17 protein-coding genes, 3 tRNA genes and 3 rRNA genes are annotated in these 24797 nt (G+C 64.7%); 13 read left to right on the forward strand and 10 right to left on the reverse strand.

The features are described 5' to 3' along the window. Window positions 1-34: 34 nt before the first annotated feature. On the reverse strand, window positions 35-1849 hold the full coding sequence (locus AC3IS2_RS13310) for a DUF885 domain-containing protein (protein WP_489198256.1): 1815 nt from the start codon (window positions 1847-1849) through the stop codon (window positions 35-37). Between the two features lie 102 nt (window positions 1850-1951). Next, a complete protein-coding gene (locus tag AC3IS2_RS13315) occupies window positions 1952-3289 on the reverse strand; it encodes a LytR/AlgR family response regulator transcription factor (RefSeq protein ID WP_489198257.1) in 1338 nt (445 codons plus the stop codon). A 233-nt stretch (window positions 3290-3522) separates the two neighbouring features. On the opposite strand from AC3IS2_RS13315, the gene AC3IS2_RS13320 reads away from it, so the two are divergent. The 3 genes from AC3IS2_RS13320 (at window position 3523) to AC3IS2_RS13330 (ending at window position 5946) form a co-directional block, all read left to right on the forward strand. Next, window positions 3523-4980 carry an alpha/beta fold hydrolase gene (locus AC3IS2_RS13320; RefSeq protein WP_489198259.1) on the forward strand — a complete coding sequence of 486 codons (1458 nt, stop codon included), beginning with the start codon at window positions 3523-3525 and terminating at the stop codon, window positions 4978-4980. 248 nt (window positions 4981-5228) lie between these two features. Beyond that, window positions 5229-5450 (forward strand): helix-turn-helix domain-containing protein, encoded by a 222-nt coding sequence (locus AC3IS2_RS13325; RefSeq protein ID WP_489198261.1) that lies wholly within the window; start codon window positions 5229-5231, stop codon window positions 5448-5450. Window positions 5451-5460: 10 nt separating this feature from the next. After that, window positions 5461-5946 (forward strand): Clp protease N-terminal domain-containing protein, encoded by a 486-nt coding sequence (locus AC3IS2_RS13330; protein ID WP_489198262.1) that lies wholly within the window; start codon window positions 5461-5463, stop codon window positions 5944-5946. On the opposite strand, the gene AC3IS2_RS13335 is transcribed toward AC3IS2_RS13330, so the two are convergent. Beyond that, a complete protein-coding gene (locus AC3IS2_RS13335) occupies window positions 5943-7010 on the reverse strand; it encodes a saccharopine dehydrogenase NADP-binding domain-containing protein (RefSeq protein WP_489198263.1) in 1068 nt (355 codons plus the stop codon). The genes AC3IS2_RS13330 and AC3IS2_RS13335 overlap by 4 nt on opposite strands. A 99-nt stretch (window positions 7011-7109) precedes the next feature. Between AC3IS2_RS13335 and AC3IS2_RS13340 the strand changes: the two genes are divergently transcribed. Together AC3IS2_RS13340 and AC3IS2_RS13345 are read left to right on the forward strand one after the other, a co-directional pair. Then, entirely contained in the window at window positions 7110-7715 is a 606-nt protein-coding gene (locus AC3IS2_RS13340; RefSeq protein ID WP_489198264.1) for a TetR/AcrR family transcriptional regulator, read from the forward strand. A gap of 261 nt (window positions 7716-7976) precedes the next feature. Next, window positions 7977-10034: a TonB-dependent receptor gene (locus AC3IS2_RS13345; RefSeq protein WP_489198266.1), complete on the forward strand. Its 2058-nt coding sequence runs from the start codon at window positions 7977-7979 to the stop codon at window positions 10032-10034. A 103-nt stretch (window positions 10035-10137) separates the two neighbouring features. On the opposite strand, the gene AC3IS2_RS13350 is transcribed toward AC3IS2_RS13345, so the two are convergent. Further along, complete coding sequence (locus AC3IS2_RS13350) at window positions 10138-10527, reverse strand: hypothetical protein (RefSeq protein ID WP_489198268.1); 390 nt, start codon at window positions 10525-10527, stop codon at window positions 10138-10140. Window positions 10528-10569: 42 nt separating this feature from the next. Between AC3IS2_RS13350 and AC3IS2_RS13355 the strand changes: the two genes are divergently transcribed. Then, window positions 10570-10971, forward strand: a complete 402-nt coding sequence (locus AC3IS2_RS13355; RefSeq protein ID WP_489198270.1) for a hypothetical protein — start codon at window positions 10570-10572, stop codon at window positions 10969-10971. A gap of 356 nt (window positions 10972-11327) precedes the next feature. Here the strand turns inward: AC3IS2_RS13355 and AC3IS2_RS13360 are convergent. The 6 genes from AC3IS2_RS13360 to AC3IS2_RS13385 all read right to left on the reverse strand — a co-directional run bounded on the left by AC3IS2_RS13360 (window position 11328) and on the right by AC3IS2_RS13385 (window position 16661). After that, window positions 11328-11404, reverse strand: a tRNA-Met gene (locus AC3IS2_RS13360). A gap of 105 nt (window positions 11405-11509) precedes the next feature. Beyond that, a 5S ribosomal RNA gene (gene rrf / locus AC3IS2_RS13365) occupies window positions 11510-11624 on the reverse strand. Between the two features lie 125 nt (window positions 11625-11749). Further along, a 23S ribosomal RNA gene (locus AC3IS2_RS13370) occupies window positions 11750-14535 on the reverse strand. Window positions 14536-14785: 250 nt separating this feature from the next. Then, window positions 14786-14861, reverse strand: a tRNA-Ala gene (locus tag AC3IS2_RS13375). A 55-nt stretch (window positions 14862-14916) separates the two neighbouring features. Further along, window positions 14917-14993, reverse strand: a tRNA-Ile gene (locus AC3IS2_RS13380). 207 nt (window positions 14994-15200) lie between these two features. Beyond that, window positions 15201-16661, reverse strand: a 16S ribosomal RNA gene (locus AC3IS2_RS13385). Together the 16S, 23S and 5S rRNA genes with 3 tRNA genes alongside form the textbook arrangement of a ribosomal RNA operon. An 830-nt stretch (window positions 16662-17491) precedes the next feature. Between AC3IS2_RS13385 and AC3IS2_RS13390 the strand changes: the two genes are divergently transcribed. The 7 genes from AC3IS2_RS13390 to AC3IS2_RS13420 all read left to right on the forward strand — a co-directional run bounded on the left by AC3IS2_RS13390 (window position 17492) and on the right by AC3IS2_RS13420 (window position 24722). Then, window positions 17492-17647, forward strand: a complete 156-nt coding sequence (locus tag AC3IS2_RS13390; RefSeq protein ID WP_489198272.1) for a hypothetical protein — start codon at window positions 17492-17494, stop codon at window positions 17645-17647. A gap of 104 nt (window positions 17648-17751) precedes the next feature. Continuing rightward, window positions 17752-19491, forward strand: coding sequence for a dihydroxy-acid dehydratase (gene ilvD, locus AC3IS2_RS13395; RefSeq protein WP_489198274.1), 1740 nt, complete (start codon window positions 17752-17754; stop codon window positions 19489-19491). A 3-nt stretch (window positions 19492-19494) separates the two neighbouring features. Next, a complete protein-coding gene (ilvC, locus tag AC3IS2_RS13400) occupies window positions 19495-20508 on the forward strand; it encodes a ketol-acid reductoisomerase (protein WP_489198275.1) in 1014 nt (337 codons plus the stop codon). 30 nt (window positions 20509-20538) lie between these two features. Then, on the forward strand, window positions 20539-22257 hold the full coding sequence (gene ilvG, locus AC3IS2_RS13405) for an acetolactate synthase 2 catalytic subunit (RefSeq protein WP_489198276.1): 1719 nt from the start codon (window positions 20539-20541) through the stop codon (window positions 22255-22257). 2 nt (window positions 22258-22259) lie between these two features. Further along, window positions 22260-22511: an ACT domain-containing protein gene (locus tag AC3IS2_RS13410; RefSeq protein ID WP_489198277.1), complete on the forward strand. Its 252-nt coding sequence runs from the start codon at window positions 22260-22262 to the stop codon at window positions 22509-22511. Then, window positions 22511-23767 carry a 2-isopropylmalate synthase gene (locus AC3IS2_RS13415; protein ID WP_489198278.1) on the forward strand — a complete coding sequence of 419 codons (1257 nt, stop codon included), beginning with the start codon at window positions 22511-22513 and terminating at the stop codon, window positions 23765-23767. Before AC3IS2_RS13410 ends, AC3IS2_RS13415 begins: the two co-directional genes overlap by 1 nt. Next, window positions 23751-24722: a branched-chain amino acid transaminase gene (locus AC3IS2_RS13420; protein WP_489198280.1), complete on the forward strand. Its 972-nt coding sequence runs from the start codon at window positions 23751-23753 to the stop codon at window positions 24720-24722. Before AC3IS2_RS13415 ends, AC3IS2_RS13420 begins: the two co-directional genes overlap by 17 nt. The last annotated feature ends 75 nt before the right edge of the window (window positions 24723-24797 follow it).

Consider the following 24797-nt stretch of genomic DNA (forward strand, 5'->3'; position numbering starts at 1 on the left):
CACAGGCGGCTCCATTGCGCGCGCGGTTTACGCCCTAGAGCGGCGAGGACGCCTGCGTGACGGGGCTGCCCTTCTGAGGCGCACGCCCCTCCTCCGCGATGAAGGCGGCGATGCGGTCTTCCAGGGTCGGCAGGGGCACGGAGCCGAGGTCGAGAATGGCGTCGTGGAACCGGCGCAGATCGAACCTCGGTCCCAGAGCGGCCTCGGCCTCGCGTCGCAGCCGCCGGATGGTCAGCTCGCCCAGCTTGTAGGACAGGGCCTGGCCCGGCCAGCTGATATAGCGGTCCACCTCCGTCTCGACCTCGCGCCGGGACAGGGCGGTGTGGTCGGCCAGATAGGTCTGGGCCTGCTCGCGGCTCCATCCCTTCTGGTGAATGCCGGTGTCGATCACCAGGCGCGCGGCGCGCCACATCTCGTAGGAAAGGCGTCCGAAATTCTCATAGGGCGTCCGGTAGATGCCCATCTCCACACCCAGCCATTCGGTGTAGAGGCCCCAGCCCTCGCCATAACCGGAGAAGTAGGTGTGGCGCCGGAAATCGGGAACGCCCTCCCGTTCCTCGGCCAGGGCGGCCTGCAGACTGTGGCCGGGCGCGCATTCATGCAGGGTCAGCGCCGGGATGTTGTAGAGCGGCCGGCTGGGCAGGTCGTAGGTGTTCATCTGACACGCCTCCAGCCCGCCGCGCCCTGCCGTGTAGAACGGGGCCAGGGCGTCCGGCACCGGGATGATGGCGAAGCGCCGACGCGGCAGACGGCCCAGAACTTCGCCCAGCTTGCCGTCCACCCGTTTGGCCGTCCAGGCGGACACCATCAGCAGTTCATCCGGCGTCCTGGCGTAGAACTGCGGGTCCGTGCGCAGGAAGTTGACGAACTCCGACAAGGTCCCCTTGAACCCGGTTTCGCGCATGACGCCCTGCATCTCGCCCTCGATGCGCGCCACCTCCGACAGGCCGATCTCGTGGATCTGGTCCGCCGTCAGGTCCAGCGTCGTGTATTTGCGGATCTGGTCGGCGTAGAAGGCTTCGCCGTTCGGCAGGTCGCGGGCCGCCAGGCTTACGCGGGCGCGCGGCAGGTAGTCCTGGGTATAGAAGGCCAGCAGACGGCGATAGGCCGGCACGACGCCGTTCAGCACGACGTCGCGCGCCTCGGCGCGGAGGCGCGTCTGCTCCTCGGCCGAAATGGTCGAGGGCATCTGCACGAAGGCCCGGTAGAAGGCGTTGCTCTCGGCATCCGCAGTGATGAAGGCCGAGATGGAGCTTTCGCGGCCCTCAACCGTCACACGCGGCGGCGTGAAGCCCCGATCCAGACCAGCGCGCATGTTGACGGTCTGCTCGTCGAAGAAGCGCGGCACGTCGCGCATTCGGCCCAGATAGGCGCGATAGTCGGCGGCGGTCAGCAGCCCCCGGGAACGATCCAGATAGGTCCAGAAATTGCTGTCGCTGTTGAAAGGCGCGTCCCACGCCCGCGCGCGGCCGTCGATCAGGACGCGCTCGAGATTGGTCCTCAACACCGCGGCGTTGATCTTGTCCTCGTCCGAAAGGCGCGCCAGAGGCAGGGCGTCCAGCGCGGCGAGAATCTTGTTGGCGTGCTCGATGCGGACCTGCTGACTGGCGGTGTCGACCCGGGGCAGGCGAGACGCATCGCGCCATCCGCCCTCGCCGTCCGGGTCGCTGCCCCCCTCTCCCTTCAGGAAGGCCCAGTCCGCCTCATAGAGGGCCTTGAGATCGACCGCGACGTCAGCGGCCTCCGGCGCCGGCGACGAAGGCGAGGCCGCCAGAGCCGCCCCTCCCGCAGCCGCAAGAGCGATGGCCGAGACCGAAGACAGCGTCAGAAACAGGCGGCGGATCGTCATGCGGAATCTCATCAGCGGATGCGGAACCGTCCTCCCAAGGGAGTCCAGGCGCATAGATGTCAGGGCGGCGTCGACGATCGTCAACGCCGCCCTTGGGAATCATCAGACAGCCGGGCCGACATCCTGCCGATTGGACTGGTCGGATTCATCGAGCGCGTCGCGAACGGCCGGAAGACGGTTTCGACTGATGGGCAGGGGCGCGCCTTCATCCATCAGCAACCGCCCCCTCCCGCCGTCCCGCTCGAAGCCGCGGACGTGGGCGAGGTTGGCGATCACCGAACGGTGGGCCCGAAGGAAGCTCGCCGGCAGTTCCGCTTCAAGCCGATCAAGACGGGCGGCGTGCAGCAATCGCCGCCCGTTCGTCAGTCTTAGCTCTACATAGTCGTCGGCCCCGACGACGGCCACGATGTCGCCCAGCGGCACCCGCTCGACCCCGCGTGACGACGCCACCGTCAGACAGTTCGGGCGAGCGGCTGCGCGGGTGAGCGCGACTTCCCGCTCCTGATCGTCGCGGCCCAGCCGCACGACTTCGGCCATCAAAAGAGGAAGCACGAGTCCAAGGGCGAACAGGAAATAGGACAGATCGACGAGCCAGGTGGGGAAGATCACCCCGATCGCGATGAAGACGGCGAGATAGGCCAGGGGCAGACGCGCGCCCGGGCGACGACGGTGCACGGCGACAGCCGCCACCGCAGCGGAAAGCCCCAGGCCGACCATCAGGGCCAGCACGGTCTTCAGATCGAACCCGGGGGCGAGCCAGGTCGCGCCCACAGCCGCCACGGCCAGGGCGATCAGCGGACGCCGCGCCTGCGGCCAGAAGCGCGACACGACGTAGGAGACAAGCAGAACCGCGAAGGCGGCGGTCAGAACCCAGATGCCGACTAACCGCAAACCGTGAACGGGATAGGCATAGGGCGCCAGCGCCCTCAGGCTCTCCAGGATCGCCTGCAGACCCGCGACGCCGCCCATGGCCGCCAGCGCCAGGCTCGAACCGGTGCGCCGCAGGCTGTAGATGACGCCGAAGCCGAAGGCGGCGGCGAACAGGGCGCCGGCCGCGATGAAGGCGATCGCCACGGGAACCGTCCGCGACGGCCAGGGATAGGGGGCGACCATGATCCCGCCGACGGGATTATCCAGGCGCACCACTCCGTGGAACGATGACATGTGGATCACGACGAGGTTGTCCGCAGGTCGCCACATCCGTTCGGGGATCGGAAAGGCCGCCTCGTAGCGTCCGGGCGCTTCCGTCGCCCGCGAGGCGTCCGGCCGTCCGTTCGCGCCCAGCCTTTGACCATTGAGCCAGACCTCCGAGGAGGCGGACCCGACGACATATAGGGCCGCCGGCTCGTCGCCCGTCGGGCGACGCACGACGGAGCGCAGCCAAAGCTCCCGCCCCTGCGGGTCGATGACGCCCTCGACCGGGCGACAGTCGCGGAGCACGGGCGCCGCAGCGCCTGGCTCGCCGCGACACGTCTGCCATGCCTGTTCCGGGGGCGGCTCCTGGGCGCGCAGCGCCGTCGGGAGCGAGGTCAAAAGAATCGCGATGAGAAGAATCCGCCACATGGCGGCGACCCTATCGCCATTCGCCGGAAAGCGCTGCCGTTCACCGACGCAGAATCGCCATTCGCCGAAGCGGCCCCTGCCCGGTCGAAAACCCTGCTTCAACCGTGGTCATGACCCACACATTCCTGAACCGCCGCTCCATCCTCGCCGCCGCCGGCCTCGCCGTTCCCGGCATGGCGCTTCTGTCCAGCGCCGCCCGCGCTCAGGAGGCCCAGCCCCAGGCCGGCCCCTTCCGCTACAAGTCCGGCGACGGCCAGGAGGTCGACGCCGAACGCGGCTTCTTCGAGGTGCCCGAGGATCGCCGCATCCCCGGCTCGCGTCGCATCCGCCTCGGCTATGTGCGCTTCGCCTCGACCGCGAAAAATCCGGGACCGCCCATCATCTATCTGGCCGGCGGACCGGGCGGATCGGGCGTGCGCACGGCGATGGGCCCGCGCTTCCCGATCTTCATGGCCCTGAGAGAAGTGGCCGACGTCATCGCCTTCGATCAACGCGGCGTCGGCCTGTCGTCCAGCATTCCTGACCGGGCCACGACCACGCCCCATCCCGTGATGACCCATGCCGGCGTCACCGCCTGGTACCGCGAAGAGATGCAGAAGGCCTGGATCGACTGGAGCCGCGCCGGCATCGCCATGACCGGCTACAACACCGAACAGAATGCCGACGACATCGAAGACCTGCGCCGCCATCTGGGCGTGGAAAAGGTCAATCTGTGGGGCATCAGCTACGGCACCCACCTGGCCCTGTCGGTGCTGAAACGGCATCCGAACTCGATCGGCCGCGTCGCACTGGCCAGCCTCGAAGGTCAGGACCAGACCATCAAGCGTCCGGCCCACATCGACATGTTCCTGGACCGCGTCGATCATCTGATGGGCCAGGACCCCGCCGTTCGCGCGGCCATCCCCAACATGCCGGCCCTGATGCGCCGCGTGCACGAGCGGCTCGAGGCCGATCCGGCGACCGTGACCTTCGCCGGTGAAAACGGCCCCGTCGACGTCAAGGTGGGCGGTTTCGGGGTCCAGCTTCTGGCCTCCGCCCTGGTCGCCAATCCGCCGCAACTCACCATGCTGCCGAAAATCTATCTGGCGCTCGACGCCGGCAAGACGGATACCCTGGCGTCGATCATCCCGCCGCCCCACCGCTACTTCGGCATCTCCGGCATGCCCGAGGCGATGGATATGGCGTCCGGCATTTCGCCGGCCCGCCTGGCGCTGATCGAGAAGGAGGCGAAGACGGCGGTTCTGGGCGACGCCTTCAACCTGCCCATGCCGCATCTGCTGGGCGCCATCCCCGGCGTCGATCTGGGCGAGGACTTCCGTCAGCCCATCCGCATCGAGACCCCGGCCCTTCTGGTCGCCGGCTCGCTTGACGGCCGCACCCCGTTGGAGGAACAGGCCGAGGTCATCGCCCAGTTCCACAACAAGACGCAGGTGGTGGTCGAAAACGCCGGCCACAACGTCTTCGAGGCTCACCCCGAGGTTCAGCCCCTGCTGGTCAAGTTCTTCCGTGAGGAGGCCGTGAGCGACACCAAACTGACCCTGCCGCCCCCGACCTTCGCGATCGCCTGAGGATCGATCGCCGACACGAGCATGGGGCCTCAAGGATGACGTCGATCTGCCTGCAGCGGTCAGTGACCCGGCGCCTGGCAGTGGATACGCCAGGCGCGAGGCCCCGCTTCAGACGACAGATCGGTCCGCGCCCAACCCGGCGCCATGCGATCAAGCGACCCGCCGAGCGCAGCCCACGCTGCGCTCGGCGCCCCGTATCATCGTCAACCCTTGTTGACGGTGCCGCCATCGTCAACTAATGTTGACGCATGATTGACCTGCACGACATCGCCGTTCCGACCGACCCCGCCGAGGCGCTCGCCGCGGTCGTCGCTCTGCGCCGGTTGGCCGACCGCATCGAGCGCGAAGCCGTCGGCTCAGCCCTCAGTCAGGGATGGTCATGGTCGAGGATCGCCCAGGCCCTGGGCATCACCAAACAGGCCGCCCACAAGCGACTGTCGGACGTCGCGCCGAACAACAACTCTAGATAGGAGGATTGCGATGTTCCAAGGCATCAAATCGAAGCTCAACGACATGGGCGTCATCAAGCTTCTCTGCGAAACAGCGGAAGTCTATGCCCTCAAGGACCAGCAGCGCGAACCCGGCGCCGAGCATTTCCTGCTGGCGGCGCTGGACCTGCCGGACGGCGCAGCACGCCTCGCCTTCGAACAGGCCGGGGCCTCGCCCGACGACCTGAAGGCCGCGATCGAAAGACAGTATGACGACGCCCTGCGCGCGCTCGGGTTGAAAGCAGACAATCCGGCCGGCGCGCAGATGTCGGCCAACACCGGCGTCTATCACGCCGCCGCCTCGGGCCAGGAAGTCATGCGCAGGCTGACCGCGACCCGCAAGGGCCGGGGCCCGCTGCACGGCGCTCACGTCGTCGGCATCGTCGCGGACATGTCGGACGGCGTGGCGGCGCGGGCGCTCCGCGCCTTGGGCGTCGACCCCATACGCCTGAAGGCGACGGCCGACAGGATCGCCTAGGCCGTGATGCGGACGCCCTCTTCACGCAGCAGGGCGATCGCCGACGCCGGATCAGGCATGGCCTCGCCCAGATGCACTCCGGCTTCCAGCACCGGGCCCAGCCGCCCCAACAACCGTTCGATCTGAACCACGGCGCCCAGGGCGGTGAGGCGCGTCTGCCCCTCGGGTTCGACGACCTGGATTGTGCGCCGGATGGTTTCGCCGCGGTCATCTCGTCCCTCAAGCCCGATGCGGACCCGATGGGCAGCGCCTGCGCCGGGGTTGTAGAGCATGGAGCGGCGCAGCCCCTCGAAGCGCGGCCCGGACAGAGGCTTCCACACGCCGCTCGCCGCCAGGAGGTGCAGCAGGCGGCTCTCCAGCGGACTGTCGAAGGCGATGCGCGCCTCCACCGTCCGGGCGCCGGTCAGGGCCGGCAAGACGGCCTGATCCGGCGTATCGAACCGATAGAGGGTGTGAACCCCGCCCTCGCCGAAGTCCCTCGCCTGACCGTCGCGGAACCCGTTCCGCTCGCGCCACACTCCGTTCTCCATCGTCAGGAAGGGCGTCGAGATCCGGTCCATATAGGCGACCGAGTTCGGCCCCGCCCGATCCGCCAATCCATAGAGGACGCCGATGTCGATCCGCTCGACCGAGGCCATGTCGCGCGCGGCGTCCCGCGCCGTCAGACCGATGCTCGAGGCCATCCAACTGGAGGCGAACACCACCGGCGCGGCGGGCCGTCCGCGCGCGGCGACCGTGGTCAGCGCCTGTTTCTGCGCCGTGGTCCAGCGCGTCACGTCCAGATAGGGCGTCCCGGCCTTCAGCGCTGCCGTCAGCAGCGCGTCGTTCAGATCATTGGCGACGCCGACGATGATCGCGCCCGCCTCCGCCTCGCCCAGGTCTGGCGCGTCGAGGTCCAGCCGCATCGCCTCGGCCTCCAGCGGCGCGGCGACAGCCTGCACCGCATCCAGCCGCCGCCCCGCCAGGACCAACCGCACGTCCGGCTGGCGCCGCCGCAGGATGGCCGCGACCTGACGCCCCACCACCCCGGCGCCGCCCGCCAGGATCACCGTCTTCGTTTGCATTCCATCCTCCTGCATAAACTTGGTCAATTGACCAAATATGCAAACTTGGTCGTTTGAACAAGTCCCGCTAGAATCCGGGCCACCAACACGAAGGCGAAGATGATGGCGGAACGAGGCGAGGCGCGGCGCGAAGCCATTCTGGCGGCGGCGACCACGGTGCTCGCGCGCGACGGAGCGCATGGCTTTCGCCTCCGCGCCGTCGCGGCTGAGGCCGGCCTGGGCCTCAGCCACGTCCAGTATTACTTCACCTCTCTGGAGGCCCTGCTCAGCGCCCTGGTGGACCGCTACCTGGCCGGATGGGACGCGCGCCTCGCTGACACGGCGCGCGACCTGCATTCGGCGATCGACGCTGTCCTGGACAGCCAGACCCAGGGCGAGGACTGCCGTCTGCTCTGGGAGTTGTGGGCCATGTCCAGCCGCGATCCCGCCGCCGACGCCGCCCTGACCCGCTTCTACGCCGCCTATCTGGATCGGGTGGCCGATCTGGCGTCGGCGGCCTGGCCTGAACTTGCGCCTCAGGCCGCGCGGGATTGCGCAGTCCTGATCGTCGCCCTGATCGAAGGCCTGTCGATCCTGCGCGGGTCAGGCCGGGAAGCCGTCCTCGCGCCCCACGCTCAAGCCCAACTCCACACAGCCATCGACGCCGTCATTCTGTCCTTCGCTCTCCATGGCAGTCGTCCTGCGAGGCCGGACGGATTGCGGTAGGCTCATTCCACCACCAGTGCGCCGAACGAGGCGCTCCGGCGGCGCGTCATTATCTCTGGGACGTCCTTCTGGCGGATAGCCGCCCCCTCCGCCTCTCGTCAGGGCGAAAGCGTCGCCATCAAGACCTTCAGTCCCCTGAGCCGAGGGTTGGAGAAACGTCGTCGAACCCCCGTCGGACGGGCGCCGCAAAACCGCCTTGCGAATGAGAGTGTGTCGCACTATGAACGGCGATCTTGCGGAAATTCAAAGACGATTGACCCCATGCGCGTCCTGACTTCGACTGCCATCCTGTTGGCGCTCCCTGCAGTCGCGATCGCGCAGGAGCCGGTGACAAATCTGGAGCCGATCATCGTGACCGGCCAGTCACGAGGCTATGTCGCGGTCAATTCGGTGACGGCGACCAAGACCGACACGCCCCTTCTGGATGTCCCCCAGAGCATCAATGTCGTGACCCGCGAACAACTCGACGATCAGGCGCTGCGCAGCGTCGGCGATGTCCTGCGCTATGTACCCGGGACCAGTGTCGGCCAAGGCGAGGGCAATCGCGACCAGATCACCCTGCGCGGCCAGAACACCACGGCCGACTTCTTCCTCGACGGCGTGCGTGACGACACCCAGTACTTCCGAGGCCTGTACAATCTGGAGCGGATCGAGGTGCTGAAGGGTCCCTACGCCCTGATCTTCGGGCGCGGCGGCGGCGGCGGCATCGTCAACCGGGTGCAGAAGACGCCCAGCACCAGCGGCGTCTTCAGGGGCGGGCGGGTGAGCGCCAACAGCTTCGGCGCCTGGGACGTCTCAGCGGACGTGAACGCCCCGCTCAGCGACAGCGCGGCCTTCCGGATCAACGCCGTCTACGAAAGCCTCGACAACCACAGGGACTTCTTCGAAGGCGAGCGATACGCGCTGAACCCCTATGTCGCCGTGGACCTCGGCGCCGGCTGGCGGGCCGGCCTTTCCTATGAGTATGTCAACGACGACCGCGTCGTCGACCGAGGCGTTCCTTCCCTGGCCGGTGGCCCCCTCACGGGATATCGCGACCAGTTCTTCGGCATTCCAGGCGTGAACCGCACGACGCTGGAGGCCAATATCGCCAAGCTGCGCCTGGATGGCGCATTGTCAGACAACGTCGAGATTTCGACCACGGTCCTGTATGGCGACTACGACAAGGTCTACACCAACGTCTTCGCCAACGGACCCGCCACAGCGCAGAACGGCACAGTCCCGCTGTCCGCCTACACCGACCCTACCAACCGCCAGAACCTGCTGGTCCAGAGCAATCTGGTCTGGGACTTCGCCGCCGGCGGCATGACCCACAAGGTGTTGTTCGGCCTCGAGTACGGCGATCAGGACTCGGCCAACCAGCGCCGGAACGGCGTCCTGTCCAACGCGACCTTCAATCTGGCCAATCCCGTGTTTCCCACGGTCGCCTTCTCGGCGCTCAGCCGTGACACGGTCTCAAATGTCGAGTCCGTCTCGGCCTATGTGCAAGACCAGATCAGCCTCAACGAGCAGTTCGAGATCGTCGCCGGCCTGCGTTACGACCGCTTCGACATCACCGGAACCGACCTTCAGCCCAATCCCGACCGCCCCTTCGCCCGCGCCGACGACAAGGTCTCGCCGCGACTGGGCCTGATCTACAAGCCGATGCCGACGGTTTCGATCTACGGCAGCTATAGCCAGTCCTTCCTGCCGCGATCGGGAGACCAGTTCCTGACCTTGTCGCCGACGCAGCAGAACCTCGAGCCCGAGGAATTCACCAACCACGAGATCGGCGCCAAGTGGGACATCCGTCCCGACCTCAACGTTACGGCAGCCGTGTTCCGTTTGGACCGCACCAATGCGACCACGCCCGACCCGCTGAACCCGACAGTCACCATCAATGTCGGGAAGACGCGAACAGAGGGCGTGGAGTTGGCCGTCACCGGGCGGCTGCGGCCGAACTGGCAGGTCAGCGGCGGCTATTCCTGGCAGGATGCGCGACTGCAGGGCAATGACTCCGTCCGACTGGCCCAGACGCCGAGGCAGCAGTTCAGCCTGTGGAATCGCTACGATGTCAGCCGCCGCCTGGGCTTCGGCCTGGGCGTGATCCATCAGGCCAGCCAGTTCGCGGCGATCCGCACCTCGCCGACCACGACGCGGCTGCCGGCCTTCACCCGCGTCGACGCCGCGGTGTTCTACGAGGTCAGCGATACGGTCCAACTGCAGCTGAACGTCGAAAACCTGTTCGACACGACCTATTTCCCGGACGCGCACAACAACGCCAACATCTCGACGGGAGCGCCGCTGAACGCGCGCCTGACCCTGAGCACGCGATTCTAGTCGGGACGGTTCAGAGCACTGACGACGGCGCGCGATCAACGGGCCATGTCGCCGCTACTGAGCCTGCCCCCCCTGGCGCGCCAGCTCTCGAGGCGGTTCGTTCTCACCTCACGATGCGTGGTGTGGGACCTGACCGAGATCGAGGCCTGGCGCTCCAGCGGCGCAGTTTCGCCGCTGAAAGGACCGAGCCGCCAAGGCTGATCAGCCCCCGGTCCAGCGATGCTGGCCGTCGATCATGGACAGGACGTCCGGACGCGCCGTCTTCGCAGGCGTCCGGCGCAAACTCGACATAGCCGGTCAGCTTTAGCGGCGGGATCCGATAGCCGGTCATGTCCCGAGAGACAGCCGCGGGATCGAACGCGTCGAGCGGCATGTCGCTCACGTCCCGGTTCAGGATGACCTGGTCGACGTTGCAGCCGCGCGCGGCCACGCGGCGCGCGTCGAACAGAGTGAAGCGGGTGCAGAAGCCGCCAGAATCGCCCAGCAGGTTCACCCGGCTGTTCAGCCAGGAGATCAGTCCCTGATCGGCCGCGCATTGGCGGCGCCGGCCGGCGGCCGGCGGCCGACCGGGCGCCGGACGCGTAGCGCCCGCACGATCTATCTCGCCGACGTCGGCGGCCTCAGCACGCTCGGCGACGACACGACGATCCGCATCGCCCGGGTGCCGCTCGACGGCGCCGCCGGCGACTACAGCCACTCGGAGGAAGACGTCGCCCTTCGCTGCGCCGCCAAACAGTCCCGCGTCGTGCTGGAACTGGAATACGGCGCCGACGGCGCAGAGATCGACCGCATCGAGAACGCCACGGCTGGGTGGGAAGACATCGCCCCGAACAGCCTCACCTCCTATATCCAGGCGATCGCCTGCGACGGCGCCCGCGCCCAGGGCCGCAACACCGCCTCGGTGAAGGTCTTCATCGACAGCGGGCGAGGCCGGTAGAACGACCGCCGGCCATGGCGGCCGCCGCCATGGCCGGGCGGATAGATTTCTGGCTCGATGCTGATCGCCCGGAGGTTTGCGGTCGCGCCGTCGTTGCCGACGACCACCGATGAGACCACGGGCCGCGACGCGCGGCGTTGGCGGTCAATTTTCTCAAGCCCCCGGTCAGCCCGGGCCCGGCTGGACGAACAAGGGCGGTCCAAACACCCGCCGGCTCGGACGACATTGGGCTCGCACGGAGCAGCGCAAGTTGGTTGAGCTTGTCGACTGGGCGGCAGCCTGTCGGCCCTCCTGGGCGTGAGGGCAGCCCAGACAAGAAAACCCCCGCAGCTTGGGGCTGCGGGGGTTTTGGATCTTGGGTGCGGGAGCAGGATTTGAACCTGCGACCTTCAGGTTATGAGCCTGACGAGCTACCGGGCTGCTCCATCCCGCGGCAAGGCGGTGTGCGAAGGAAGAATGTGGTTCGATCCTCGTCCTCAAGTAACCCAAAGGGCGGTAGGACAAGAAATATGAGAAGACTTCTTTATGTATCTGGTAGACCCCGCGGCGACCTACTCTCCCGCGCCTTGAGACGAAGTACCATTGGCTCTGGAGGGCTTAACGACCGAGTTCGGAATGGGATCGGGTGTGGAACCTCCGACATAGCCACGGGGTCAACCAGACACATAAAAAAGCATCCGGGCTGAAGCAGCGCGAATGCGCGTTAGCCCGAATATAATGAGAAGACATCGTCGCGTTTTGTTATCGGCAAGTAGAACCGAATGAGTTTTGCTGAGAAACGATCAAGCCGATCGGATTATTAGTACCAGTAAGCTTCATGCGTCGCCGCACTTCCACACCTGGCCTATCAACGTGGTAGTCTTCCACGATCCTCAGCGAAGCCTTGTTTTGAGGTTAGTTTCCCGCTTAGATGCTTTCAGCGGTTATCTATTCCATACTTAGCTACCCTGCTGCACGGCTGGCGCCATGACAGGTCCACCAGAGGTATGTCCATCCCGGTCCTCTCGTACTAGGGACAGATCCTCTCAAGCTTCGAACACCCACGGCAGATAGGGACCAAACTGTCTCACGACGTTCTGAACCCAGCTCACGTACCACTTTAAATGGCGAACAGCCATACCCTTGGGACCTGCTCCAGCCCCAGGATGTGATGAGCCGACATCGAGGTGCCAAACTTTGCCGTCGATATGGACTCTTGGGCAAAATCAGCCTGTTATCCCTAGAGTACCTTTTATCCGTTGAGCGATGGCCCTTCCACTCGGGACCACCGGATCACTATGGCCGACTTTCGTCTCTGCTCGACTTGTCAGTCTCGCAGTCAGGCGAGCTTATGCCATTGCACTCGACGAGCGATTTCCGACCGCTCTGAGCTCACCATCGCGCGCCTCCGTTACACTTTGGGAGGCGACCGCCCCAGTCAAACTACCCACCACGCCATGTCCCGGGACCGGATAACGGTCCTCGGTTAGACGTCAACGACAGTAAGGGTGGTATTTCAAGGATGGCTCCACCAGAGCTGGCGCCCCGGTTTCATAGCCTCCCACCTATCCTACACATACGGTCGCTAACGCCAAGGCGAAGCTATAGTAAAGGTTCATAGGGTCTTTCCGTCTGACCGCGGGAACCCCGCATCTTCACGGGGAATTCAATTTCACTGAGCCTGTGCTGGAGACAGTGGGGAAGTCGTTACGCCATTCGTGCAGGTCGGAACTTACCCGACAAGGAATTTCGCTACCTTAGGACCGTTATAGTTACGGCCGCCGTTTACCTGGGCTTCAGTTCGGAGCTTTCACTCCTCCCTTTAACCTTCAGGCACCGGGCAGGCGTCAGACCCTATACGTCGCATTGCTGCTTCGCAGAGCCCTGTGTTTTTGCTAAACAGTCGCTACCCCCTGGCTTGTGCCACTCATTCCTGCTTGCGCAGGGTGAGTCACGCTTATTCCGAAGTTACGCGTGCAATTTGCCGAGTTCCTTCAGCACAGTTCTCTCAAGCGCCTTGGTATGCTCTACCTGACCACCTGTGTCGGTTTCGGGTACGGTCTCTGCTGGAGTTATTTCCAGGGACAACGCCCCTGCAAGGACAATCCAATAAGCCCTTACAAGTTATGCCATCCGTCACTTCCAGCTGGTGCAGGAATATTTACCTGCTTCCCATCGACTACGCTTTTCAGCCTCGCCTTAGGGGCCGACTAACCCTGCGCAGATTAGCTTTACGCAGGAACCCTTGGTCTTTCGGCGACAGTGTTTCTCACACTGTTTATCGTTACTCATGTCAGCATTCTCACTTCCGATACCTCCAGCCAACCTCACGGTTGACCTTCACAGGCTTACGGAACGCTCCGCTACCGCTTGCAGTAAACTGCAAACCCATATCTTCGGCGCATGGCTTTAGCCCCGTTACATTTTCCGCGCAGGATCGCTTGATCAGTGAGCTGTTACGCTTTCTTTAAAGGATGGCTGCTTCTAAGCCAACCTCCTGATTGTCAAAGCAATCCCACATCGTTTCCCACTTAGCCATGACTTGGGGGCCTTAGATGATGGTTAGGGTTGTTTCCCTTTTCACGACGGACGTTAGCACCCGCCGTGTGTCTGCCCGATAGTTCTCTTGGGTATTCGGAGTTTGGTTAGTATTGGTACCGCTCGCGCAGCCCGCAACCATCCAGTGCTCTACCCCCCAAGGAATTCGTCGGACGCTCTACCTAAATAGATTTCGCGGAGAACCAGCTATGTCTAGGTTTGATTGGCCTTTCACCCCTATCCACAAGTCATCCCAGAATTTTTCAACATTCACGGGTTCGGTCCTCCAGTTAGTGTTACCTAACCTTCAACCTGCTCATGGATAGATCACCTAGTTTCGGGTCGTCATACGTCGAACTTAGCGCCCTATTCAGACTCGCTTTCGCTACGCCTACACCTAACGGCTTAAGCTTGCTCGACACATGAAGTCGCTGACCCATTATACAAAAGGTACGCCGTCACCCCGCTTGGGGGCTCCGACTGCTTGTAGGCTTCCGATTTCAGGATCTGTTTCACTCCCCTTGTCGGGGTGCTTTTCACCTTTCCCTCACGGTACTTGTTCACTATCGGTCGTAGAGGAGTACTTAGGCTTGGAGGGTGGTCCCCCCATGTTCAGACAGGATTTCACGTGTCCCGCCCTACTCGAGTCTCTTGCTGTTTGACGGCTACGGGGCTGTCACCCGCTATGGCCAAGCTTTCCAGCTTGTTCGCCTTTATTTCACAAGAGCACTGGCCTGGTCCCGGTTCGCTCGCCACTACTACGGGAGTCTCGGTTGATGTCCTTTCCTCCGGTTACTGAGATGTTTCAGTTCACCGGGTTCGCTTAATGAAGCCTATGTATTCAGCTCATTATACCTTTAAACAACCTACCAATCCTTACCCTCCCGAGGGAAAGCAAAGTTGGAAGACTGTAAAGGTGGGTTTCCCCATTCGGAAATAGCCGGATCAAAGGGTGCTAGCGCCTCCCCGGCTCTTATCGCAGCTTGCCACGTCCTTCATCGCCTCTCTACGCCAAGGCATCCGTCAGAAGCCCTTCAACGCTTGATCGTTTCTCAGCAAAACTCATGCATGGACTGCCCGGGGGATGGAAAGAGGTATCCGCCGGATCCAATGCCTGATTTTACTTGCCAGACGATGTCTTCTCGAACCTGTCCTGAAAGCCTATGAGGGGCCGGACAAATTCTTCCTTCACAATGTCAATGCAGCCAATCTTGCGATTGGATGCAAACCTGTCAGATCGCGATGTGCCTATCACCTGGTGCTCAAGCAGCCGTTACGGCGCTAGCACCAAGAGAAATGGTGGAGCCAGACGGAGTCGAACCGACGACATCCTGCTTGCAAAGCAGGCGCTCTACCAACTGAGCTATGGCCCCAATCAGGGAACAAGCCGGGTGAGCCGTCGACGATGCCACGGACCAGCTCAGAAGCTGGTAGGCCCGGGCAGACTCGAACTGCCGACCTTACGCTTATCAGGCGTACGCTCTAACCACCTGAGCTACGGGCCTATGGCGGCACGACAGCCAGGCTGAAGAGCCCAGGCTCGCGATCGCGTCATCAATACCGGAACCCGAATGGTCCTGGCGTCGATGACGGAATGAGGAAAGAGAAACGGAGACGGCGGCGTCCCGCATAATGCCTCTCAGTGCAAGCACTGGAAGCTAAATCGGAGCCTCAATAATGTCTCGTGAGAGACACTGGAGAAGCATCCTTAGAAAGGAGGTGATCCAGCCGCAGGTTCCCCTACGGCTACCTTGTTACGACTTCACCCCAGTCGCTGACCCTACCGTGGTCGACTGCCTCCTTGCGGTTAGCGCATCGCCTTCGGGTAGAACCAACTCCCATGGTGTGACGGGCGGTGTGTACAAGGCCCGGGAACGTATTCACCGCGGCATGCTGATCCGCGATTACTAGCGATTCCAACTTCATGCCCTCGAGTTGCAGAGGACAATCCGAACTGAGACAACTTTTAAGGATTAACCCTCTGTAGTTGCCATTGTAGCACGTGTGTAGCCCACCCTGTAAGGGCCATGAGGACTTGACGTCATCCCCACCTTCCTCCGGCTTAGCACCGGCAGTCCCATTAGAGTTCCCAACTAAATGATGGCAACTAATGGCGAGGGTTGCGCTCGTTGCGGGACTTAACCCAACATCTCACGACACGAGCTGACGACAGCCATGCAGCACCTGTGTCCTAGTCCCCGAAGGGAAAGCCAGATCTCTCTGGCGGTCCAGGCATGTCAAAAGGTGGTAAGGTTCTGCGCGTTGCTTCGAATTAAACCACATGCTCCACCGCTTGTGCGGGCCCCCGTCAATTCCTTTGAGTTTTAATCTTGCGACCGTACTCCCCAGGCGGATTGCTTAATGCGTTAGCTGCGTCACCGAACTGCATGCAGCCCGACAACTAGCAATCATCGTTTACGGCGTGGACTACCAGGGTATCTAATCCTGTTTGCTCCCCACGCTTTCGCGCCTCAGCGTCAGTAATGAGCCAGTATGTCGCCTTCGCCACTGGTGTTCTTCCGAATATCTACGAATTTCACCTCTACACTCGGAGTTCCACATACCTCTCTCACACTCAAGATCGCCAGTATCAAAGGCAGTTCCGAAGTTGAGCTCCGGGATTTCACCTCTGACTTAACGATCCGCCTACGCGCCCTTTACGCCCAGTAATTCCGAGCAACGCTAGCCCCCTTCGTATTACCGCGGCTGCTGGCACGAAGTTAGCCGGGGCTTCTTCTCCGGGTACCGTCATTATCGTCCCCGGTGAAAGAATTTTACAATCCTAAGACCTTCATCATTCACGCGGCATGGCTGCGTCAGGCTTTCGCCCATTGCGCAAGATTCCCCACTGCTGCCTCCCGTAGGAGTTTGGGCCGTGTCTCAGTCCCAATGTGGCTGGTCATCCTCTCAGACCAGCTACTGATCGTCGCCTTGGTGAGCCATTACCTCACCAACTAGCTAATCAGACGCGGGCCGCTCTAAAGGCGATAAATCTTTCCCCCGAAGGGCACATTCGGCATTACCACCCGTTTCCAGGAGCTATTCCGAACCTAAAGGCACGTTCCCACGTGTTACTCACCCGTCCGCCACTAACCCCGAAGGGTCCGTTCGACTTGCATGTGTTAGGCCTGCCGCCAGCGTTCGCTCTGAGCCAGGATCAAACTCTCAGGTTGAGTTGACTTATCTGACCTAAGCATCGCGATCCTAAGATCGCTTGGCATTAGTTCTACGTATTATTGACGAGATCCCACGTCACCGATCCGAAGATCAGTTACATGGTATGTCTTTTCAAAAAGACCGCAGATTGTCAGTGTCGACTAAAGTTCCGAAGAACTTCGCTAGGACACCGCCGCCTGCGTTTCTCTTTCCAGATCAACGATTTCAAAGACCACGACCGGATCAACCGGCCGGACTGTTTTGCGCCGGTCCGCGGCGGAGGCGGCGTTCTAGACGCCTCAGTTTTCCGTGTCAAGCAGTTCTTTTTAAAGAACTTTCTTTTCACAAAAGCCGCTCCCGGAGAAGCGGCGGAGGCGGCTATCTAGGGAAAGCCGATCTCCATGTCAACCGGGCTTTTCAACCCTTCCGCAGATCAGAAAACCGAAGCTTCCCGGGCCGCACGACCGTCGAGCCCGTCACCGAACTCGCCGCCGCCCGTTTCCGAGCGAGGGGCGGGTATACGGATCCGCCCCGGACTCCACAAGCCTCGAATGACAGATTTGCGAACTATCTCAACGAACCAGAGTCCCGGAACGCCATAAACGCCCGCCGCGGCCCACGCCCTATATATGGAGGGCCGAGGTCGTCGGCGCGCCGCCGAAGCGGCCGCAAAGCGCACACCAAGACACGCAGCGCCCGAAGGTCGGTAAAATGTTGCGCTGACAGCGCGTCACAGCGAAACGCTCGACCAACAAGACGGCGCCCGGGCGCCGGGACGCACTTTTATTGCACGTTCGCCGCCAAGCGGGTTGCATCGCAGCATGGGCGGCGTCATAAGAGCGGCCAGTTGAAAGGTTCTTCCGTGTCCCACCGCGCCGCCATTGCTGCGATCCTGAGCCCCGCGAAAGCGGCGGCCGATCTGCGCGTGCTGTCGCTGGGCGTACTCCTTCTTTCGGTAATTCTTATTCCGCTCAGCCGAGCGGTGTGGATGCCTGCGACCTGACCTGACCCCAGCCAGAATCGCCCGCTTCACCCCGCTCCCATCCGGCAGCGGGGTTTTTCATGTGCCCAGCACAGACCCGACAGACAGAACCTTCCAAAAATACGATGACCAAGACGCCCGACAGCAAAAATCGACCCAATGCGCGCAGTTCCGCCGTCACCCAGGGCCCGAACCGGGCTGCCGCGCGCTCCTACCTGCGCGCCGCAGGCATGCAGGACGCCGACTTCGACAAGCCGATGATCGCCATCGTCAACACCTGGTCGACGGTCACGCCGTGCAACATGCACCTGGACCGTCTGGCCAAGGACGTTCGCGCCGGCATCATCGCGGCGGGCGGCTATCCTGTCGACTTCAACACCGTGGTCGTCACCGACGGCATCTCCATGGGTACGGCGGGCATGAAGGCCTCGCTGATCAGCCGTGAGGTTGTCGCCGATAGCATCGAGCTGGCGGTCGAGGGGCATCAGCTGGACGGCGTCGTCTGCATCGTCGGCTGCGACAAGACCATCCCGGCGGCGGCCATGGCCCTGGCGCGGATGGATATCCCCGGCCTGGTCTATTACGGCGGCACCATCCTGCCCGGCCGGATCGGCGAGAAGGAGGTCTCGGTCCAGGAGGTGTTCGAGGCCATCGGCGCCCACGGCGCCGGCGCCCTATCCGACGAGGGCCTGAAGGCGGTCGAGAGCGCGGTCTGCCCCGGCGCCGGCGCCTGCGGCGGCCAGTTCACCGCCAACACCATGGCCATGGCCCTGTCGATGATGGGCATCAGCCCCATGGGCGCCAACGACGTCCCCGCCGTCGATCCGGCCAAGAGCGCAGAAGGCGAGCGCTGCGGCCGCCTGATCGTCGAGCGCGTCTTCGCCGGCGACGCCGCCCGCAAATACATCACCAAGGCCAGCCTGAAGAACGCGGCGATCGCGGTCTCGGCCTCGGGCGGCTCGACCAACGCCGTCATGCACCTGACCGCCATCGCCGCCGAGGCGGGCGTCGACTTCGGCATCGAGGACTGCCACCAGGCCTGCGTCGAGGCCCCGGTCATCTGCGACCTGAAGCCGGGCGGCCGCTTCCTGGCCTCGCACCTGTTCGCGGCGGGCGGCACGCGTCTGGTCGCCCAGCGCCTGGCCGAGGCGGGCAAGATCGTCAACACGCCGACCGTCACCGGCCGCAGCCTGTTCACCGAGGCCGCCGAGGCCGAGGAGACCCCAGGCCAGCAGGTCGTGACCAGCATGGACGCCCCCGTCATGGCGCGCGGCTCCTACGCCGTCATCTATGGCGACGTCGCGCCCGAGGGCGCGGTCATCAAGCTGACTGGCCACAAGGTCGATCGCTTCGAAGGCCCCGCTGCCGTCTTCGACTGCGAGGAAGACGCCTTCCACGCGGTTCAGGACGGGTCGGTCGGCGAAGGCGACGTCATCATCATCCGCTACGAGGGCCCCAAGGGCGGTCCCGGCATGCGCGAGATGCTGCAGGTCACCGCCGCCCTGAAGGGCCGCAAGGTCGAGAACGTCGCCCTGCTGACCGACGGTCGCTTCTCGGGCGCAAGCTACGGCTTCGTCGCCGGCCACGTTTCGCCCGAAGCGGCGGTCGGGGGACCGATTGCTCTCATTCGCGATGGCGACCCGATCGTCATCGACGTCACCAACCGCCGGATCGACGTGCTCGTCGATCTGGAGGCGCGCCGGGCGGACTTCGCCCCCAACCGGGTCCGTCCGGCGCAAGGCGTTTTCGCGAAGTACCGCGCCGCCGTCGCCTCCGCCTCGCAAGGGGCCGTGACCATCCCCAATCCGCCGCCGGCCCAAACGGCCAAAACCTATTCCAACGCTCCCATCTCTGAGGACGCCTGAACCATGGCCATCACCATCTACACCAACGACGACATCAAGCCGGGCGCTATCGCTGGTCAGCGCATCGCCGTCATCGGCTATGGCTCGCAGGGCCGCGCCCACGCCCAGAACCTGAAGGACTCGGGCCATGACGTCATCGTCGGCGTTCGCCAGGGCGGCACGGGCTGGAAGCACGCCACCGCCGACGGCGTCCCCACCGCCGAGCCGGCCGAGGCCGTCCGCGGCGCCGACATCATCGCCATCCTGACCCCGGACATGATCCAGAACGAGGTCTATCGCGACATCATCGAGCCCAACGCCAAGCCCGGCGCCGCCCTGCTGTTCGCCCACGGCTTCTCGATCATCTACGACCGCATCACGCCGCGCGACGACATGGATGTCATCCTGGTCGCGCCCAAGGGTCCGGGAGATCTGGTCCGCCGCGAGTTCGCCCGTGGCCGCGGCGTCCCCTCGCTGTTCGCCATCGAGAAGGACGCGACCGGCAAGGCGCGCGACCGCGCCATGGGCTACGCCAAGGGCATCGGCGGCGCGACCGGCGGCCTGCTGGAGACGTCCTTCCGCGAAGAGACCGAGACCGATCTGTTCGGCGAACAGGCCGTCCTGTGCGGCGGCGCCAAGGAGCTGGTCATCTCGGGCTTCAACACCCTGGTCGAGGCCGGCTACCAGCCCGAAATCGCCTACTTCGAATGCCTGCACGAGCTGAAGCTGATCGTGGACCTGTTCTACGAGGGCGGCATCTCCAAGATGCACCACTTCATCTCGGAAACGGCCAAGTGGGGCGCCGTCGCCTCCGGCCCGCGCGTCATCACCGACGAGACCCGCGCCCGCATGAAGGAGGTCCTGACCGAGATCCAGGACGGCACCTTCGCGCGCAACTGGATCGCCGAGAACGAGGCCGGCAAGCCGCAGTACGAAGCCTGGCTGGACGCCGATCGCCAATCCCACATCGAACAGACCGGGGCCCGCCTGCGCGAGCGCATGGCCTGGCTGCAGACCGCCAAGTCTGAAGCCGCCTGACCCGCATATATATAAAGAGAGACTGACCCGATGAGCGCCGCCGCGCCCGCCCTGAAAACCGCCTCCGCCCCGGCGACCGTGAACAACACGGCCACCGGCGCGCGCCTGCTCGTCTCCAGCCTGGAGCGGATGGGCGTGGAGGTGGTCTTCGGCTACCCCGGCGGCGCCATCATGCCCATCTATGACGCCCTGACCGGCACGGGCCTGAAGCATATCCTGGTCCGTCACGAACAGGGCGCGGCCTTCGCCGCCGACGCCTATGCCCGCGCCTCGGGCAAGGTCGGCGTCTGCATGGCCACCTCCGGCCCGGGCGCCACCAATCTGATCACCGGCATCGCCAACGCCATGATGGATTCGGTGCCGATGGTCTGCATCACAGGCAACGTCCCCCAGGGCGTCATGGGCACCGACGCCTTCCAGGAGATCGACATCCTGGGCGTCACCCTGCCGATCGTGAAACACTCTATATTAGTGCGCGACGCGTCGGAGATCCCGGCCGCCGTCGAACAGGCCTTCCACATCGCCGCCTCGGGTCGCCCCGGCCCGGTCCTGGTCGACCTGCCCAAGGACGTCCAGTTCGCCACGGCCGTCGCCCCGTTCGGCTTCAACGTCCCCAATGAGACGATCCCGCTGAACCACGACGCGATCGCCGAGGCCGAACGCTTCATCCGCGCCGCCGAGCGCCCGCTGATCTACGTCGGCGGCGGGGTCAAGATCGCCAAGGCGACCGAGGCCGTCCGCGCCTTCGCCGAGGCCACGGGCATCCCCGCCGTCTCGACCCTGAACGCCCTGGGCACCATCGCCACCGACGCCCCTGGTTTCCTGGGGATGCTGGGCATGCACGGCACGCGCGCCGCCAACGAGGCGGTCCAGTCGTCCGACCTGCTGATCGTCCTGGGCGCCCGTTTCGACGACCGCGCCACGGGCAAGCTGGCCGAGTTCGCGCCCCACGCCCGCGTCGTCCATTTCGACATCGACGCCTCCGAGATCGGCAAGCTGCGCGAGACCCATGTCGCGGTCGCCGGCGAGCTGAAGCCCGGCGTCGAGGCCCTGACTTCGCGTCTGGCGACTGCGCCTCTGGCCATCGACCCCTGGGTCATCCGCTGCGCCACGGCCGCCGTTCATCACGCCGCCCGCTATGACGCGCCGGGCGAAGGCGTCTATGCGCCCGCCCTGCTGAAGCAATTGTCCGAGGCCGCCGGCGACCGCTTCGTCGCCGCCTGCGACGTCGGCCAGCATCAGATGTGGGCCGCCCAGCACTGCCGCTTCTCCAAGCCGGAAGCCCACATCACCTCGGGCGGCCTGGGCGCCATGGGTTTCGGCCTGCCCGCCGGGTTGGGCGCCAAGCTGGCCGACCCCTCGGCCACGGTCGTCACCATCGCCGGCGACGGCGGCTTCATGATGAACATTCAGGAGCTGGCGACGCTGAAACGCTACGGCGTCGCGCTGAAGATCGTCCTGCTGGACAACTCCTCGCTGGGCCTGGTGCGCCAGTGGCAGGAGCTGTTCTTCGAGGAGAACTATTCCGAGGTCGATCTGTCCGACAACCCGGACTTCGTGAAGGTGGCCGAGGCCTTCGGCATCGAGGCCTTCCGCATCGACCAACGCGATCAGGTCGAGGCCGGCATCGCCCGCCTGCTGGCGGCCGACGGCCCCTGCCTGGCCCACGTCATCATCAACCCCAAAGAGAACGTCTGGCCTCTGGTTCCGCCGGGCAAGAGCAACGCTGAAATGATGGAAGGCGCATGAGCATGAGCGACACCATTCACATCCAGATCGACCGGGCCGACGGCTCGCTTCAGCGTCTCATCGGCCTTGTAGAGCGCCGCGGCTTCCACATCGACGGCATGAGCATGGCCGACGAGGGTGCGTCCCGCCGCATCGCCCTGACCGTGCGCGGCCGCGACGCCGCGCGCTCCATCGACAACCTGGGTTGCCAGATCGACCGCCTGTTCGGCGTGTCCCGCATCGGCGCCCAGTCCTTCCATTCCGAGGCCGCGTAATGTCCCGAGTAGAACGAGTATCCAGAACAGCCGAAATTGCGGCGTCGGATCCCAACCGCGTCATCATCTTCGACACCACCCTGCGCGACGGCGAACAGGCGCCCGGCTTCTCCATGTCGGCCGAGGCCAAGCTGAAGATGGCCCATGTCCTGCGCGACCTGGGCGTGGACGTGATCGAGGCCGGCTTCGCCGCCGCCTCGCCGGGCGACGAGGACTGCATCCGCCGCGTGGCGGGCGAGATCGAGGGACCGGTCTTCGCCTCGCTGTCGCGCGCCAACGAGAAGGACATCGACGCCTCGTTCCGGGCCCTGTCGCCTGCGCCGAAATCGCATCGTCGCTGCCACGTCTTCCTGGCCACCAGCCCGATCCACCGCTCGGCCAAGCTGCGGATGAGCACCAACGAGGTCCTGGCCACCATCTCGCGCACGGTGGAATACGCCGCCTCGATGTTCGACGATGTCGAGTTCTCGGCCGAGGACGCCTTCCGCACCGAGCCGGACTTCCTGGCCGAGGCCCTGACGGCGGCCGCCGACGCGGGCGCCCAGACGCTGAACGTGCCCGACACCGTCGGCTACGCCACGCCGGAAGAAGTCCGCGCGCGCTTCGCCTATCTGGACGGCATCATCCGCCCGCGCCACGCCGACATCATCTTCTCCTCGCACGCCCACAACGACCTGGGTCTGGCCGTGGCCAACTCCCTGGCTGCCGTCGAGGGCGGGGCGCGTCAGATCGAGGGCGCGATCAACGGCATCGGCGAACGGGCCGGCAACGCCTCGATCGAAGAGATCATCATGGCCCTGCGCACCCGCGCGGACCGCTATGGTCTGACGGTCGGCGCGGAAAGCCGCCATCTGGTGCGCGCGTCGGAGACCCTGCGCGACGTGACCGAGACGGTCATCGCCCGCAACAAGGCCATCGTCGGCCTGAACGCCTTCGCCCACGAGGCAGGGATCCACCAGCACGGCATGATGGCCGACGCCCGCACCTACGAGATCATGCGTCCCCAGGACGTCGGTTTCGAGGGCAGCTACTTCGTGCTGGGCAAGCATTCCGGCCGCCACGCGGTCGGCAAGCGGGCCGAAGCCCTGGGCCATGTGCTGGAAGGCCAGCGCCTGGCCGATGTCTTCGCCGGCTTCAAGCAACGCGCCGATCAGATCGGCGAGATCAATGACGCGGAGCTGACCGCCATCATCGCGGCCGTGACGGCTGCTGGCGCCTCCGCACAAATGGACAAGACCTATGCAACCGCTGGCTAAGAATATCTGGATCAACGGCGACCTGACGCCCTGGGCCGACGCCAAGGTCCACGTCATGAGCCACGCCCTGCACTACGGCACCTCGGTGTTCGAAGGCATCCGCGTCTATGACACCCCGAACGGCCCGTGCGGCTTCCGCCTGACCGACCACATCCGCCGCCTGTTCGACAGCGCGCGCATCTATCACTTCCCCCTGCCCTTCACCGAGGACGAGCTGGTCCAGGCCTGCAAGGACGTGGTCCGTTCCGAGGGCCTGCGTTCGGCCTACCTGCGCCCCCTGGCCTTCCTGGGCGAGTGCGGCATGGGCGTGTCCCCGTCGCCTGAGAACATCCGCACCGACGTCATGATCTCGGCCTTCCATTGGGGCGCCTATCTGGGCGAGGAAGCTCTGGAGAAGGGCGTCGACGCCTGCATCTCCAGCTGGAACCGCGTCGCGCCGAACACCATCCCGGCGGGCGCCAAGGCGGGCGGCAACTATCTGTCCGGCTATCTGATCGGCCGTGAAGCCCGCGTTCGCGGCTTCGGCGAGGGCATCGCCCTGGGCGCCGACGGCCTGCTGTCCGAAGGGGCCGGCGAGAACCTGTTCGTGGTCAAGGACGGCGTGCTGATGACGCCGCCCGCCGCCGCCTCCATCCTGCAGGGCATCACCCGCGACAGCGTCATGAAGCTGGCGCGCGGTCTGGGCTATGAGGCTAGAGAGCAGGTCCTGCCGCGCGAGGCCCTGTATGTCGCCGACGAGGTCTTCATGACCGGCACCGCCGCCGAGATCACCCCCGTCCGCTCGGTCGACGGCATCCCGACCCGCTCCAACGGTCCAGGCCCGGTCACCAAGGCGGTCAACAAGGCCTTCCGCGGCCTGTTCGACGGCACCACCCCCGACCGCTTCGGCTGGCTGGAGCCCATCGGCGAGGCCACGGCCGCCGCCCCTCAGGAGCGCGTGCATGAGCCGGCATGATCAATCCTCCCCTGTCGCCTCGCGACGGGGGAGGGGGACCGCCGCAGGCGGTGGAGGGGGCGAGCCCCATCCGTC

Source organism: Brevundimonas sp. KH_025 (assembly GCF_057839885.1).